This window comes from Adlercreutzia sp. ZJ138, from assembly GCF_011038935.1.
Classification (GTDB): Bacteria; Actinomycetota; Coriobacteriia; order Coriobacteriales; family Eggerthellaceae; genus ZJ141.
Genome location: NZ_JAAKEA010000004.1, coordinates 34,662 through 49,907, shown reverse-complemented (window position 1 = coordinate 49,907; position 15,246 = coordinate 34,662). Strand labels below are relative to the sequence as shown.

Sequence of the window (15,246 nt, the reverse complement as noted above, 5' to 3'; positions counted from 1 at the left end):
ACAAGATTAGCGTTTCCCTAATTCTTTAAGCTGTTAATAGGTGCGGGGATGCGGCCGCCGCGGTGGGCGAACACGCTGCCTGCATGTTTGTTCACAGGCATGATGGGCGCGTATCCCAAAAGCCCGCCGAACTCTAGGCGCTCTCCCATACTGCGCCCAATGGCGGGAATGATGCGCACAGCGGTGGTCTTGTTGTTGATCATGCCGATAGCGCATTCATCGGCGATGATGCCCGCTATCGCTTCCACCGTGGTGTCGCCGGGCACGGCAATCATGTCCAGGCCAACCGAGCACACGCAGGTCATGGCTTCGAGTTTCTCCAAGCACAGTGCACCGGATTCCGCAGCGCGAATCATGCCGGCGTCTTCCGATACGGGAATGAACGCGCCGGAAAGCCCCCCGACGGAACTTGACGCCATAACGCCGCCCTTCTTCACGGCGTCGTTGAGCATGGCCAGTGCCGCCGTGGTGCCCGGGCCGCCGCATTGTCCCACGCCAATAGCCTCGAGAATCTCGGCAACAGAGTCGCCTTCGGCTGGGGTGGGGGCAAGCGACAGGTCCAGGATGCCCTTCGCGTAGCCGAGACGTTGCGAAGCCTCGCGTGCCATGAGTTCGCCTGCGCGGGTGATCTTGAACGCGGTGGCCTTGATAGCTTCTGCCACGGTGGTCAGATCGGCGTCTTTCGGCAGGTCAGCTAACACCGATCGCACCACGCCCGGGCCCGACACGCCCACGTTTATTGTCTCGTCGGCCTCGCCGGCACCATGGAAAGCCCCAGCCATGAACGGGTTGTCCTCAACGGCGTTGCAGAACACCACCAACTTGCCTGCGCCCATACATTCGTTGTTGGCGGTGCGCTCGGCGGTTTCGCGGATGATACCGGCCATCTTCAATACGGCGTCCATGTTAATGCCGGCTCGCGTTGATCCCACGTTTACGCTCGAGCATACCCGATCGGTAGTGGCCAGTGCCTCAGGGATCGATTCCATCAGGCAGTTGTCGGCGCGGCTGGCACCTTTGTGTACCAGTGCAGAAAAGCCGCCGACGAAATCGACACCTACCTCTTTGCCGGCGTGATCCATAGCCCGCGCGATGGGTGACAGGTCGGTAGCGTTGGTGGCCGCGCAAATTTCGGCGATGGGCGTGACAGAGATTCGTTTGTTCACGATAGGAATACCGAATTCACGTTCGAGCTGTTCAGCGGTAGGAACTAACCGCTCTGCCGCATGGGTCATGCGGTCGTATACCTTGCGCGCCATGGTATCGACGTCAGAATCGGTGCATGCTCGCAGGTTTAGGCCAAGCGTGATGGTTCGGATGTCGAGGTTCTGCTTGTTCACCATCGCGAGCGTTTCGCGAATTTCCGCGGGGGTTATTTGCATGTCGCTTCCTTTGACGGTTTGATGTGTCTGGCATAGGATAGCAAACCTCGGTGCGCGACGAGTGGCACGCATGGTAAAACCGCGATGGCGGGATAAGGAAGTGTGGGGCGAGAGCGGAGAATGCACATGAAGTGGGAAGATCGCGGATGTGACGGAGAATGCCGCGAGCGTGGTGAAGAAGACCGTGTGACACAGGCCAGTGAGTACGGCGGGGAAGGTCGCGGGCGCGATGAGGAAGGTCACGAGCGAGCTGGAGAAAGTCGCGGGCGCGGTAGGGAACAGCGCGGGCGCGGTGTTGTTTGTGAACGCGACGGCTCGAAATGCTTAAGTGTATGCCCTCACGAATGCGTACAAAGTTGTCCTGTTGGGGCGTTTAGCCTGATCGGTGGCGTTGCTGTTGCGTTTGACCAGCAAGCATGCATTGGGTGTGGAGCGTGTGTTTCCCGATGTCCAGGCAAAGCGCTTTCGCTGCGGACAGGCGCGCAAGGCGTTGCAAGTGGCGCGGCTCCCCGCAAGCGGTTGGGCGACTTCCGTGTGCGTCGCCGCGCGAACCGCTGACGTTTCCCACAGTATTTCCTTAAGTTCGGGCGTAGCTGCTGCGGAGACTTGCCAGGGCCTGCTCGTTGCAGAGGCGCGCCTGCCGTGGAGCTTTGCCGCTGACTTGCAAGCGGGGAATTTGTTCTCTTTCTGTTGATGCAATTTGAGTTTGGGCGCTCGATAATCAAAAAAAGCCGAATGCTAAAATTAGTTCAGTGGGAGAAAACAAGCACTTTGGTCGTGTGGCCTTGGTGCTTTGGCTGTATGGGCCCGTCATACGTCTGGCTGCACAAACAGGCCTGTGACTGGGAGTTAACGAACGCAATCGTAACCGAGGACACTGCATATGGGTTTTGACGAACATCTGCATATCGGCATCGACGTTGGCTCAACTACGGTGAAGCTGGCGATTCTCGATAATAACAACCAGGTGCGTTGGGCGGTGTACCGCCGTCATCATGCCGACGTGCGTGCGACCATCGTCGAAGTGCTCTCCGAAGCGGCGGTCGAGTACGGCGATGAGCCCATGACCATTGCCATCACCGGGTCGGGCGGCTTGCTTTTGGCGCAATGGTTGGGTATCGAGTTTGTGCAGGAGGTTATTGCCTCAAAAACAGCCGTGGAAACGTTCATTCCCAAAACCGATGTGGCCATCGAGCTGGGCGGCGAAGATGCGAAGATTATCTACTTCGATCAGGGTATCGAGCAGCGTATGAACGGCACGTGCGCCGGCGGCACGGGTGCCTTCATCGATCAGATGGCCGCGCTTTTAGACACCGATGCGGGCGGCCTGAACGAGCTTGCGCAAAGCCACACCACCATCTACCCCATTGCCAGCCGCTGCGGCGTGTTCGCGAAAACCGACGTGCAACCTCTGCTCAACGAGGGTGCGCGCAAGGAAGACATCGCTGCATCCATCTTCCAATCGGTCGTCACGCAGACCATCTCGGGCCTGGCGTGTGGACGTCCTATCCGCGGTAATGTGGCGTTTTTGGGTGGCCCGTTACAGTACCTGCCTGAGCTGCGCCGCCGCTTCTACGAAACACTCAACTTGGATGATGACCACATTATTGTGCCCGACAACGCTCACCTGTTCGTGGCAAGCGGTTGTGCCATCGCCGGTGCGGCAAGCGACATGGCGCGCGCCGAGCGTTTAAGCGACGTGCTCGAGCGCCTGAAGAATTTAGGCGACGTTCAAGGTTCTGAGGTCGTGCGCTTAGCCCCGCTGTTCGCCAACGAGGAAGAGCTTGCGGAATTCAACGAACGCCACGCAACCGAGTGCGTGAAGCGCGGCAGCCTGATGGATTACACCGGAATGGCTTACCTGGGTATCGACGCGGGCTCCACCACGTTTAAGGCGGCGCTCATCGGCGAAGAGGGCGAGCTGTTGTGGAGCACGTATGCCAGCAACAAGGGCGACGTGCTTGGCTGCGCGAAGCGTGCCATCGCCGACTTATACAACGAACTGCCGGTCAATGCCGTTACCGGCGAAGCGCTGGTAGAAATCGGACATGCCACGGTCACCGGTTACGGCGAGGGGCTTCTGCTTGAGGCGCTGCGCGTCGACTCCGGTGAAATTGAAACGGTGGCGCACTTGCGCGGCGCGCAGGAGATGCTGCCGGGCGTGGAATTTATCTTAGACATTGGCGGGCAGGACATGAAGTGCCTGCGGGTGAAAGACGGCGTAATCGACCACATCATGCTCAACGAAGCGTGCTCGTCGGGCTGTGGTAGCTTCATCGAAAGCTTCGCGAGTGGCTTAAACCTTGACGTATCTGACTTCGCGAAAACTGCCATTTCTGCTGCTCATCCGGTTGACTTGGGAAGTCGTTGCACGGTGTTTATGAACAGCCGCGTTAAGCAGGCGCAGAAGGAAGGTGCCACGGTGGGCGATATCGCCGCTGGCTTGGCGATATCGGTCATAAAGAATGCGCTGTTCAAGGTCATCAAGATCCGTGACCCGCGCGATGTAGGCACCCGCGTTATCGTGCAGGGCGGCACTTTCTTAAACGATGCCGTACTGCGCGCGTTTGAGCAGCTGTCGGAAGTGAACGCAGTGCGCCCCGACATCGCCGGTAACATGGGTGCGTACGGTGCTGCGCTCCTTGCGCGCGACCGCTTCCGCGATGCGTATGACCGCGCGTGCATGGCTGCCGTGGAGCGTGGGCAGGGCCCAGCTGACGTCGAACCCCCCATCACCTCGATGCTGCCGCTTGCGGAAATCGAGTCGCTTACGCCGTCGCACCGCACGGTGCGCTGCAAGGGTTGCTCAAATTCGTGTTTGCTTACGGTGAATGACTTCGGCCGCGACGAACAAACCGGCAAGCGACGCCGCTTCATTACGGGTAACCGCTGCGAAAAGGGCGCGGGCGTGCAGAACGAGGCGAAAAACGTTCCGAACCTGTACGAGTACAAAAGCAAGCGCCTGTTCGGCTATGAGCCGCTGTCGCCTGAGGAAGCAACGCGCGCTACGGTGGGTATTCCGCGCGCGCTGAGCATGTATGAGAACTTCCCATTCTGGTTTACCTTCTTCACGAAACTGGGTTTCCGCGTGCTTGTCAGTGACCCGTCAACGAAGAAAACCTATGAGGCGGGTATCGAATCGATGCCGTCGGAAAGCGTGTGCTATCCGGCGAAGTTGTCGCACGGACACGTGATGAACCTGCTGGCGAAGCATCCCGACTTTATCTGGTTTCCCTGCAGCAAGTGGGAGCGCCAAGAAGACGGCACCGCGGGCAACCATTTCAACTGCCCTATTGTAGCTAGCTATGCCGAGGCGCTGCGCTTAAACATCGATGAGCTACGCACCGAAAGCGTGCCGTTTTTGAACCCGTGGTTGCCGTACGATCAGAAAGAGCACCTGAAGAAGCGTATCTATGTGGAGCTCATGGAAGCTCACCCTGAGCTGATGGGCGCATCTGGCGTGCCCACGCAAGAGGAAGTGGACGCTGCCGTGGACGCCGCATGGGCCGAAGACGAGGCGTTCAAGGCCGACATGCGCACCAAGGGCGAAGAAACGCTTGCATGGATGGAAGAAACCGGCACGCACGGCATTGTGCTGGCGGGGCGCCCTTACCATAACGATCCCGAGATCAACCACGCCATCCCCGAGCTTTTAACCAGCTTCGGCTTGGCGGTGCTCACCGAAGACTCAATTGCACATCTGGGTACGCTGCAGCGCCCCATTCGCGTGGTCGACCAGTGGATGTACCATACGCGCCTCTATGCTGCTGCTAAGGTGGCAACCGAGCGGCGTGACCTCGATCTCATCCAGCTGAACAGCTTCGGCTGCGGCTTGGACGCGTTGACAACCGACCAGGTGCAGGAGATCTTAGAGGCCGCCGGCAAGGTGTACACCGTGCTGAAAATCGACGAGGTATCGAACCTCGGTGCCGCGCGCATTCGCGTGCGCAGTCTGCTGGCCGCGCTGAAAGACCAGCAAGATGACCTTGCGAGCGCCGCCATGGATGCCGCGCTCACCGACCGTGGCTGTCCGGCGTGCGATTTCGACCTGTCTGAGGCTCAAATCGTCACGGATGAGGATGCCACGAAGCAGGCCGTGCGTGCAGTAAGCGATGCTGAGCTGGGTATTCCCGGTGCGCCCGCTACGTTCACAAAGAAGGCTAACAGCGAGGTGACGCAGCGCTTCAAGCAGCGCGAAGGCGAATCGACGCAGTTCGAGCGCGTGCAGTTCACCAAGGAGATGAAGGAAGCCGGCTATACGATTTTAGCCCCGCAGATGGCACCGTACCATTTCGAGCTGTTGGTACCTATCTTTCATCGCTTCGGCTACAACGCAGTGCTTTTGCCCAGTGTTGATCATGGCGCGGTTGATGCGGGCTTAAAGTACGTGAACAACGACATCTGCTACCCATCGATTTTGGTAACCGGGCAAATCATGGAAGCGGTGATGAGTGGCAAATACGACACCGACAAACTTGCTGTGCTTATTACACAGACCGGCGGTGGCTGTCGTGCCACAAATTACATCGCTCTTATCCGCAAGGCGCTCAAGAGTGTGGGACTGGGGCATATTCCCGTTATCGCGCTGTCGTTTAAAGATCTCGGCGAAGAGAATCCCGGATTCAAAATTACGCCGAAGATGCTGTTGCAAGCTGTGTACGCACTCACGTACGGTGATTTGCTCATGCAGTGTTTGTATCGCACTCGTCCCTACGAAATGGAACCCGGCAGTGTAAACCGGCTGTTCGACACATGGATGGCTGACTGCAAGGCGCAGCTGGCGCGCGGCGTTCGCCGTGGTGAATGGAAGCGCACGGTGCGTCGTATTGTCGAGGATTTCGACACCATTCCGCTTGTGGGCGAGGGGAGCAAGCCGCGCGTGGGTGTGGTCGGCGAGATTCTGGTGAAATTCCATCCTACAGCGAACAATCAGCTGGTCGACGTCATCGAGCGCGAAGGCTGCGAAGCTGTGGTGCCAGGCCTTATCGAGTTCTTCCTGTTTGGCGTGGCGGGGTCGATTTTCCAGAAAGACCCGCTTGGCCGCTCGGCGAAAAGTGCGCTCGGTGGCAGGCTGGCACTGGGGGTCATTGGAAGGTTCCGCAAGCCGGTAAACGACGCGCTGCGTGCATCGAGCCGTTTCGAGCCTCCCGCAAGCATTTATGAGCTGGCTGAATACGCGAGTGAAATCCTGTCGCTGTGCAACTCCATGGGCGAAGGGTGGCTGCTTACCGCCGAGATGTGCGAACTGATTCGCGGCGGTTGTCCGAATGTGGTGTGCGCCCAGCCGTTCGCATGCTTGCCGAACCACGTGGTTGGCAAAGCCGTGATCAAAGAGCTGCGTCGCCGCTATCCACAAAGTAACATTGTGGCGGTCGATTACGACCCCGGTGCATCTGAGGTGAACCAGCTCAACCGCATCAAACTGATGATCGCCGTTGCTAAGGCGAACCTGGCTACCAAGGAAGATGAGGCTCGTTCCACGCGCGATTGGTTTGTGGACGCCGATGGTGCTCGCGGCGAGCAGTCGCATGGCGGTGAGCTCGAGGTGGAAACGAAGCGAGCGTAAGGCGTGACCGGAAAACTTATCATTGTACCCACGCCCATTGGGAACTTGGGCGACATGACGGCCCGCGCACTCGAAGCGCTGCGTACTTCCGATGTGGTGTGTGCGGAAGATACTCGCGTTACGGGCAAGCTGCTGCTCGCGTTAGGTATCAAAAAGCGCGTCGAACGTTTAGACGAGACACTCATGGCTCGTCGCGCTGAAGGCGTGGTGCAGCGTGTGCGTGATGGTGAAGTGATCGCTTATTGCAGCGATGCCGGTATGCCGGGCGTATCTGACCCGGGACTTCGTTTGGTGCGTGCAGCGCGCGAAGCAGGTGTAGCGGTGGAGGTGCTTCCTGGCCCAACCGCTGCGGCAACAGCATACGTGGCCAGCGGCTGCACGAACCCGCGGTTTTTCTTCGGTGGCTTCTTCCCGCGAAAAGATGCCGAGCGCACAGCGGCACTTGAGACTGTGCGTGCGCTCGATGCGGCGCTTATTTTCTACGAAAGCCCGAATAGGCTGGTCGATGCCTTGGATTGCATTGCTGATGTGTTCCCCTTGCGCTGCGTGTCGGTGTGCCGCGAGCTGACGAAGCTGCACGAAGAGGTTGTTTCCGGTGTATCGGGGCAGGTGCGAGACGAGTTTCGCGCACGCGAGACCAGCGCTGCGACAGGGAAGGGTACTGGTATAAAAGGCGAGATCGTTATCGTTATCGACGGACAAAGCGAAGCAGAGCGCGTATCCGATGCGGACGCTGCCACAGAGGCGGCTCGTGTGCGCGCCCACCAGCTTGCGGATGCGGGCATGCGCAAGAAACAGATCGCGCGCGCGTTGGTAGATGAGTTCGGTATCGCGCGCAACGATGCCTATGCTATTGCGTTGGAAGCGTAAGGCCGATCATGGCGCGAGAGGCTGAAATGTCCGCTGATAAGCGGCGCGACGAGGAAAACAGCGAAGGGCTCAGTGGGCGTGACATGAGCAGCGGGCGTGGCTCTGGCGACGAGCGTGGCTCTGGTGGCCGGCGTGACCAGCAAGGCAGATCGGTCAGCATGGGCGGCACGAGCGTGGCGCGTTCGTTTTCCCAGTATGTGTCGCTGAACGTGCTGGGCATGTTGGGTGTGTCGGTGTACATTCTGGCTGACACCTTCTTTATTGCTAACGGAGTTGGCCCCGAAGGGCTGGCCGCGCTCAATTACGCAATCGTGGTGTATACGCTCATGCACGCAACGGGGCTCATGCTCGGCATTGGCGCGGCGACGGAGTTTCAGGTAAGGAAGTCGTGTGGCGATACGCAGGGGGCCAATCGAGCGTTCACTATGGCGGTTGTCGTCGCATTGATAGCATCGGCGCTGTTCTTGGCCACCGTACAGGCACTCGCTCCGCAGCTTGCCATTGCGCTGGGTGCACGTGAAGACACGTTCGATTTAACCGTACAATACCTGCGCGTGCTGTTCGCTTTCGCACCGTTATTCCTGCTCAACGATGTGTTGCTGCCGTTCGTGCGCAACGATGGCGCTCCGCAGTTGACAATGGCAGCCATGGTTATAAGCAGCTTCATGAATATTCTGGGTGACTGGCTGTTCGTGTTTGGCTTTGGGTGGGGCATGTTCGGAGCGGCGCTTGCCACGGGGTTCTCTCCGGCGATAAGTATCGGTATCCTGCTTGCGCACTTTGTGCGCAAGCGAAACACGTTTCGGCCGGTGCGCATGGCGTTTGACGCGCGGCTTGTCGGTCGCGAACTGACACTGGGCTTCTCGTCGTTTGTGGTGGAAGCATCCGGTGGGCTGGTGCTGCTGGTGCTGAACCTCATAATTCTGCATTTCGAGGGAACTATCGGTGTGGCCGCCTATGGCGTGGTGGCAAACTTCTCGTTCGTGGCGACGGCTATGTTCACGGGCATCGCCCAGGGGTTGCAGCCGCTGGCCAGTAATGCCTATGCACGCGGCGATGCGCATGACGTGCGCGCCGTGCTCGGCATGGCACTGGCAACGGCACTGGCTATCGCCGTTGCTGTCTATGCGGCGGTATTCGCGTTTGCCGAGCCGTTGGCGCTGGCTTTCAATCGTGACAACGACCCTACGCTCACGCAGTTGGCAGCGCAAGGCATGCGCATCTACTTCGTGGGGTATTTCTTCGCGGGGGCCAACATTGTTGCGGCGGCGTATTTTAGCGCAGTGGAGCTTCCGAGTCGAGGGCTGACGATCTCTATCATTCGAGGGCTTCCTGCCATGCTCATCTGCGCGTTTGTGTTGGCTCAGGCGTTCGGCATGATAGGCGTGTGGGCAACCTTCCCCGCTGCCGAAGCCATAACGGCGTGTTTCACGGCAACCTTTGCGGTGTTGTTCTTGCTCCGCTTACGCAACGGAACGCAAAAGGTGCGGTTTTAGGTCTGACGAGTGCCGTGCGAAATTACAGCAACATGCCAATCAGTGATTCTTTCAGGGTATTGTGGAAAAGGGCCGGCGCCGCCGATCGGCGTTTGCTTGCAATCGACGGCGCGCCGGTGTGTAGGGGGCGCTTTTGCTGCTACAGCAGTGCGGTCACCTTCCCCAGCAGAGGTTCGAAGCTAACGCCGCGGTTTTTGAAATCGGGCTGCTTGGCGCTGACCAGCATAGAGTCGTGCGTGAAATCACCCGCGAATGCAACAGCTTCCGCTAGTGTTTTGCCAGCCATAATGGCTGCGAGCAAGCACGAGCAGTATACATCGCCCGTTCCGTGGAGCATGTAGGGTACGTACTCGTTGCTTACTTCCTCAATACAGCCGTTTTCCGTGCCCACGAAGTTGCGGATGATGCTTTCTCCGTTGCGCTGAATGCCTTTTAATACCACATTCTTCGCGCCGCGTTCCTGTAGTGCGTGGATCATGCGGGCAGCTTCCTCATCTGAGATGTCTGTACCGCACCAGTTCTCGCCGATGGGCTCGCCCAAGATAATGGCGGCTTCGGTGAGGTTCGGTGTAAGAACGTCGGCGCCATGTGCGAGTTGTGCCATGGCGTCGCATAGCTCGGGGGTATACGTGGGATACACCTTGCCGTGATCGGCCATAACCGGGTCAACCACGCGCAGCGCGTTCGGGAACAGGTCGTATAGGCGGCGGATGAGACTCACTTGCTCAGGCGCGCCCAAAAAACCAGAGTAGATGGCGTCAATGTCAACGCCAATGCCTGTCCAGGCGTTCACGTAGTCATCGAGAATGGCGGTGGTGTCGTGCATGTACCAACCGGGAAAAGCGGTGTGCGACGAGAACAGACCCGTTGGAACAGGGCAAACGTCGCATCCTGCCGCAGACAGCACGGGAATTGCCACGCCGAGCGAGCACTTGCCGTAGCCGCACAGGTCGTGAACGGCGGCGATACGGGGGATATAGGCACCGTCGCGTTCGTACAGACGAGAGGATTCAATAGTTGCGTTAGTTGCCGCAGTGGCGACGGATTGTACTTCGGTCATGATAGCCTCCTTTGGCGTTTCTTTGCGTATTGGGCGTCAGTATAAAATCCATATGGATAGGTTGATATAGTCAGTTACGGTGTTTTCGATAAGACCAGATACGGAAGGTGTTGTGGTCTGTGGTGTGAAGAAGTGGGGAGAAGGGCTCGGAGCGTTACGTGCTCAAGCAAGTGCTCGCTTGGTGAAACGGTCCACTGGACCGTTTCAGTCGCTGCGCAATCTGCGCGCGCAACGCCCCGAGCCCTTCTCCCCACTTCTTCGTTGTGACCGTGCAGAGGGGCAGGAGTGAAGACGGAGGTGCGAAGCATTACGTGCTCAAGCGAGCACCTGCTTGAGCACGTAATGCCTCACCCCTCCATCTTCGTTCCTTCGCTGCGGTTGCTGCTGAAAATAAGGAGACAAACTGTGCTTACGTACAACATGGAGAACCGGGACGAGAAAAGCCTCTATGCGCATTTGTATGCGTGCTTGCGATCTGACATTGAGGGAGGCGTTATCGCACCGAATGAGAAGCTGCCGAGTAAGCGGGCCTTCGCCAAACATTTAGGCGTGAGCGTTGTTACGGTTGAAGGGGCATATGCTCAGCTGATTGCAGAAGGCTACGTTCGTGCGGAAGAACGACGGGGTTATTTCGCGTGCGAGCTTCCGCCTCGTGTGTCGGCGACGTCGGTGACAGCAGGTGCTCAAAGCATGTTGGCACTCGAAGGGCTGCGAACGTCGGCTGGGTGCGGTGCTGTTATCGACCTTACGGGGTCGTCCGTGGGGCGCAGCTGGTTTCCGCTTGCGCAGTGGTCGCGTGAGTTGCGCGCGACGCTTAGCCAGGAATCCGAGAAAACGCTGCTTTTGCAGCCGGGTGTGTTCGGACATCCGCGCTTGCGTGAGGCTATTGCCCATCATGTTCGCAGTGAGCGGGGTATGCATGCATCGCCTGATCAGGTGGTTGTGGGTGCGGGTGCGCAAACACTGTACAGCTTGATCGTGCAACTTATCGGTAGTGGAGGTGCCTATGCGGTCGAAGACCCGGGGTATCCGCGCTTAACGCACGTGTACCGATCGCTTGGGGTTTGTGCGGTGCCGATTCCCCTCAAGCCAGCTGGTGTTTCGATGACTGCGCTCGAGCGAAGTGGGGCGCGCGTTGCGCATCTTATGCCGTCGCATCAATTTCCCACGGGCGGCGTGACGGCGGCCCCCCGTCGCTACGAATTGCTTGCATGGGCGGCGAAGTGTGCTGATCGCTACATCGTGGAAGATGACTACGATTGTCAGTTTCGCTTAGCGGGCCGTCCGCTTCCTACGTTACAGAGTATGGACGCTTGCGGTAAGGTTATCTACGCGAACACGTTCACGAAGAGTATGGGGCCGTCGTTTCGCCTAGCCTACCTGGTGCTTCCCGAGCGGCTGGCAGAACGACTTGCTGGTGAACTGTCGTTTTATTCGAGTACGGTGGGCAGCATCGAGCAGGTTGCCATGGCGCGCTTTTTAGAAAGCGGTGCTTACGAGCGGCACGTGAACCGGTTGCGTACGAGGTGCCGTATGTTGCGTGATGTACTGCTCGCACGGTTGGCAGCAGGGCCACTGGCGGGTCGCGTGCAAGTGCTCAACGAAGATGCAGGGCTGAGCTTTTTGCTGCGCATGTGCGGGGGCGCTGCCGGTGCACAGTCTGCCGATGAAGTGGTGGCGGCGCTGCACGAGCGGGGCGTGCGAGTGCGGTCGCTTGCGAGTTTCTGCCAAGGTGCAGCGTATGCCAAAGTTGCGTGCGCGGCGGAAGGGAAAGTTGTGTATGTGACAGATGACGCCTCGCCTCGCATCGCTGCCGATTCTGCAGATGACCTTGCGTGGCTTTCTGCCGACCAAACGCTCGTCGTAGACTACAGCACCCTTCGCGAATGCGATATCGAAGCGGTGGTAAGCGCGATTGAGGACGTGTGCGTATAAGTCTATCGATTTAATCAGTGTTTCCCTGAGCGATAGAATCCGCTTGGCGCACCCGCTGTTTATTCTGTCTATTTTGTTTATTCTGTCTATTTTGTTTATTCTGTCTATTTTGTTCGGCATAATCAAGACAGTTTTGGTTTCGAAGGAAGGCTATGCGATGCGAGCAAACCCGTTTAAGCCGACGGCGGGCGGCAATCCGCCGAAGATGATCGGTCGAGCCGAAGTGGTTCGGGATTTCGAGAAAGGCCTGGACAACGGCGTCGGTGCGCCGGGGCGCATCATGCTGATAACAGGTGCGCGTGGAACAGGAAAAACGGTTATGCTCGCTAGCTTGGCGAATCGAGCTAAGGAGCGCGGATGGGCGGTGGTGTCTGAAACGGGCTCGGAAGGACTGTCCGAACGGTTAGTTCAGGCGTTGTCGGACAGAGCCGGACTTGTTGATAAGCTTGTCGTGCGCCCAGAAGTAAGTATGTTGGGTATGAGTGGTAGCTTGGGGCAAGTTGAGCTTTCTGGTAAGACCATGCCGCTCACATTGCGTCAGGCGTTTTCCGAACGTTTGAACAAACTCGAGCGGAAGGGCGTGGGGCTTCTTGTTACCATTGATGAAGCGCAGGCGGCGCACCGTGACGACTTGGTTGCTGTGGCAACGGCCATTCAACACCTTGTGAGCGAGAATCGAGAGGTTGCTATTGTGTTCGCAGGGCTACCGAGCCTTGTGTCTGACCTGCTGAATGACGATGTTCTCACGTTCATGCGTCGTGCGAAGCGAGAAGTTCTCTTCGATGTTCCTATTGAGGAAGTAAGCGCATCATATAAAGAAACGTTTGAGTTGCGGGGGATGGCGCTTGATGCTGATCTCGCTTGCCGTGCGGCTGAGGCTACGTATGGGTATCCGTACATGGTGCAACTTGTGGGCTACAACATGTGGGATAGTGTGGTGTCGAAGGATAGAGATGGCGTGCGCGTAACTGCCGCTGATGTAATGGCGGGCATCGCGCAGTCGACCATTGAGCTTGATGCTGCTGTGTGTGAGCCGGAGCTTGCCGGTTTGTCGGCCGGTGGTGTTGAGTATCTAGAAGCGCTTGCTCGATTCGATGGTTCCGCCAACAATGCCGCCATTGCCGAAATCATGGGCAAGACTCCGCAGTATGCGGGTACGTATCGGCGGAGGTTGCTTGATGCGCATATCTTGTTCGAGCCCAAAAGAGGTGAAGTTGATTTCGCGTTGCCGTATCTGCGTGACTATTTACGACGAAATTCACCTTGCTTCGCGTGCTAAAATGCAAAGGTTGTTTTCACGATATCCGCCAAGGGCACCATTCGTTTGCGGCGGGAAGGGAGTTTGCGCGATATGTCCAAGGGAACCTATTCGTTCACCACGCCGATCTACTACGTGAATGCCGCGCCGCATCTGGGTACGGCCTACACTACGGTGGCCGCCGACACGGTGGCTCGCTACCAGCGAATGAACGGCTACGACGTGGCCTTCGTCACCGGCATGGATGAGCATGGCCAGAAGGTGGCCGACACCGCTGCCGCTAAGGGCATGCAGCCTCAGGAATGGTGCGACTCCATGGAACCGGCGTTTCGTGACGCATGGGACTTGTTGAACATCACCTATACCGACTTCGTGCGCACCACCGAGCCGCGTCATGCGCGCAGCGTGCAGAAGTTTTGGTGCGATCTGTACGACAAGGGCTACCTGTACAAGAGCAGTTACGAGGGTTGGTACTGCGTACACGAGGAAACCTATTATGCCGAAAGTGACTTGGAGAAAAACGACGACGGCCAGTTCGTGTGTCCCGACTGCAAGCGCCCAGTGCAGCTGATGGCGTCGGGTGAGGAAAACTGGTTCTTCAAACTGTCGGAATTCCAACAGCCACTGCTTGACTTCTACGAGGCGAACCCCGATTTCATTCGTCCTGAAACCCGCAAGAACGAGATCGTGACGTTTGTGAAAAGCGGCCTGAAGGATCTCTCCATCAGTCGGTCGACGTTTAGCTGGGGCGTGCCGCTGCCGTTTGATCAGGGGCATGTGGCCTACGTGTGGGCCGATGCGCTGATCGCGTATCTGACCGGTATTGGGTACGCCGACGAGGATGAGCGCGCTGGCGAGTTCGAGCGGCGTTGGCCTATGCAATACCATTTCGTGGGGAAGGACATCACGCGTTTTCACTGCGTTATTTGGCCAGCCATGCTGATGGCGGCAGGACTGCCCATTACGCATACGGTGTTTGGCCATGGCTTTTTGCTGACCAAGGGCGAGAAGATGTCGAAGAGCAAGGGCAACGGCCTTATGCCGGCCGACCTGGTGAAGGTGTTCGGCGTGGATGCGTACCGTTACTATTTCATGAGCGACGTGCAGTTCGGCCAAGATGGCAACATCTCTATGGAACGCATGGTGCAGGTGTACAACGCCGATTTGGCCAACACCTGGGGAAACCTGGTGAGCCGCGTGTTCAACATGACGAAGAAGTACTTCGGTGCAAAGGTGCCTGCTGCGCCTGCGTTCGCGGCCGAAAATCCGCTGCGCGAAATCAGCGATGCGTTGTATGCCGAATACGACGCCTGCATGGCACAGGTCGACTTCACTGGGGCTGCCGCAGCTGTGCAGAAGCTAGCGAGCCGCGTGAACCTCTACGTTGAGGAATCGGCACCGTGGAACCTGGCGAAGTCCGAGGAAACCGCAGATCAGTTGGCAGCTGTCATGTATAACTCGCTTGAGTCTATCCGCATTATTGCACTGTACATGGCGCCGTTCATGCCGAATACCTCGGCAGAGGTGTTCCGGCGCTTGAGCTTGGGCGATGTGTCGTCTGTCTGCGACATCGAAGCTGCCACCGCATGGGGTCAGCTGCCCGCCGGTAACGCTGTTGAGGTGGGTGACCCGCTGTTCCCGCGCCTGACCGATATTCCCGAGTTGTAAGGAAACGGAAG

General features: G+C 58.1%; 9 protein-coding genes. 7 read left to right on the top strand and 2 right to left on the bottom strand.

Annotated elements, in window-relative coordinates:
- Positions 1-17: 17 nt before the first annotated feature.
- Positions 18-1,382 (bottom strand): PFL family protein, encoded by a 1,365-nt coding sequence (locus G7Y43_RS02820; RefSeq protein WP_165043883.1) that lies wholly within the window; start codon positions 1,380-1,382, stop codon positions 18-20.
- Between the two features lie 126 nt (positions 1,383-1,508).
- Between G7Y43_RS02820 and G7Y43_RS02815 the strand changes: the two genes are divergently transcribed.
- The 4 genes from G7Y43_RS02815 (at position 1,509) to G7Y43_RS02800 (ending at position 9,314) form a co-directional block, all read left to right on the top strand.
- Positions 1,509-1,940: a 4Fe-4S binding protein gene (locus G7Y43_RS02815; protein WP_165043882.1), complete on the top strand. Its 432-nt coding sequence runs from the start codon at positions 1,509-1,511 to the stop codon at positions 1,938-1,940.
- Between the two features lie 325 nt (positions 1,941-2,265).
- Positions 2,266-6,948 carry a 2-hydroxyacyl-CoA dehydratase gene (locus G7Y43_RS02810; protein ID WP_165043880.1) on the top strand — a complete coding sequence of 1,561 codons (4,683 nt, stop codon included), beginning with the start codon at positions 2,266-2,268 and terminating at the stop codon, positions 6,946-6,948.
- Positions 6,949-6,951: 3 nt separating this feature from the next.
- On the top strand, positions 6,952-7,818 hold the full coding sequence (rsmI, locus tag G7Y43_RS02805; protein WP_165043878.1) for a 16S rRNA (cytidine(1402)-2'-O)-methyltransferase: 867 nt from the start codon (positions 6,952-6,954) through the stop codon (positions 7,816-7,818).
- 8 nt (positions 7,819-7,826) lie between these two features.
- The gene (locus G7Y43_RS02800) at positions 7,827-9,314 is read left to right on the top strand and encodes an MATE family efflux transporter (RefSeq protein ID WP_241158121.1); all 1,488 of its coding nucleotides are present in this window, start codon (positions 7,827-7,829) and stop codon (positions 9,312-9,314) included.
- Between the two features lie 139 nt (positions 9,315-9,453).
- On the opposite strand, the gene G7Y43_RS02795 is transcribed toward G7Y43_RS02800, so the two are convergent.
- Entirely contained in the window at positions 9,454-10,374 is a 921-nt protein-coding gene (locus tag G7Y43_RS02795; RefSeq protein WP_165043876.1) for a PfkB family carbohydrate kinase, read from the bottom strand.
- Between the two features lie 405 nt (positions 10,375-10,779).
- Here G7Y43_RS02795 and G7Y43_RS02790 point away from each other — a divergent pair, with 405 nt between their 5' ends.
- The 3 genes from G7Y43_RS02790 to metG all read left to right on the top strand — a co-directional run bounded on the left by G7Y43_RS02790 (position 10,780) and on the right by metG (position 15,235).
- Positions 10,780-12,309 (top strand): PLP-dependent aminotransferase family protein, encoded by a 1,530-nt coding sequence (locus G7Y43_RS02790; protein ID WP_165043874.1) that lies wholly within the window; start codon positions 10,780-10,782, stop codon positions 12,307-12,309.
- A 43-nt stretch (positions 12,310-12,352) separates the two neighbouring features.
- Positions 12,353-13,588 carry an ATP-binding protein gene (locus tag G7Y43_RS02785; protein ID WP_241158120.1) on the top strand — a complete coding sequence of 412 codons (1,236 nt, stop codon included), beginning with the start codon at positions 12,353-12,355 and terminating at the stop codon, positions 13,586-13,588.
- 72 nt (positions 13,589-13,660) lie between these two features.
- Positions 13,661-15,235: a methionine--tRNA ligase gene (gene metG / locus G7Y43_RS02780; protein WP_165043870.1), complete on the top strand. Its 1,575-nt coding sequence runs from the start codon at positions 13,661-13,663 to the stop codon at positions 15,233-15,235.
- The last annotated feature ends 11 nt before the right edge of the window (positions 15,236-15,246 follow it).

What these genes read in the sequence shown, in the direction of transcription:
- G7Y43_RS02800 (WP_241158121.1), top strand. Translation starts at nt 7,827, where the DNA reads ATGGCGCGAGAGGCTGAAATGTCCGCTGATAAGCGGCGCGACGAGGAA.
- G7Y43_RS02820 (WP_165043883.1), bottom strand. Translation starts at nt 1,382, where the DNA reads ATGCAAATAACCCCCGCGGAAATTCGCGAAACGCTCGCGATGGTGAAC.
- G7Y43_RS02810 (WP_165043880.1), top strand. Translation starts at nt 2,266, where the DNA reads ATGGGTTTTGACGAACATCTGCATATCGGCATCGACGTTGGCTCAACT.
- G7Y43_RS02795 (WP_165043876.1), bottom strand. Translation starts at nt 10,374, where the DNA reads ATGACCGAAGTACAATCCGTCGCCACTGCGGCAACTAACGCAACTATT.
- metG (WP_165043870.1), top strand. Translation starts at nt 13,661, where the DNA reads ATGTCCAAGGGAACCTATTCGTTCACCACGCCGATCTACTACGTGAAT.
- G7Y43_RS02815 (WP_165043882.1), top strand. Translation starts at nt 1,509, where the DNA reads ATGAAGTGGGAAGATCGCGGATGTGACGGAGAATGCCGCGAGCGTGGT.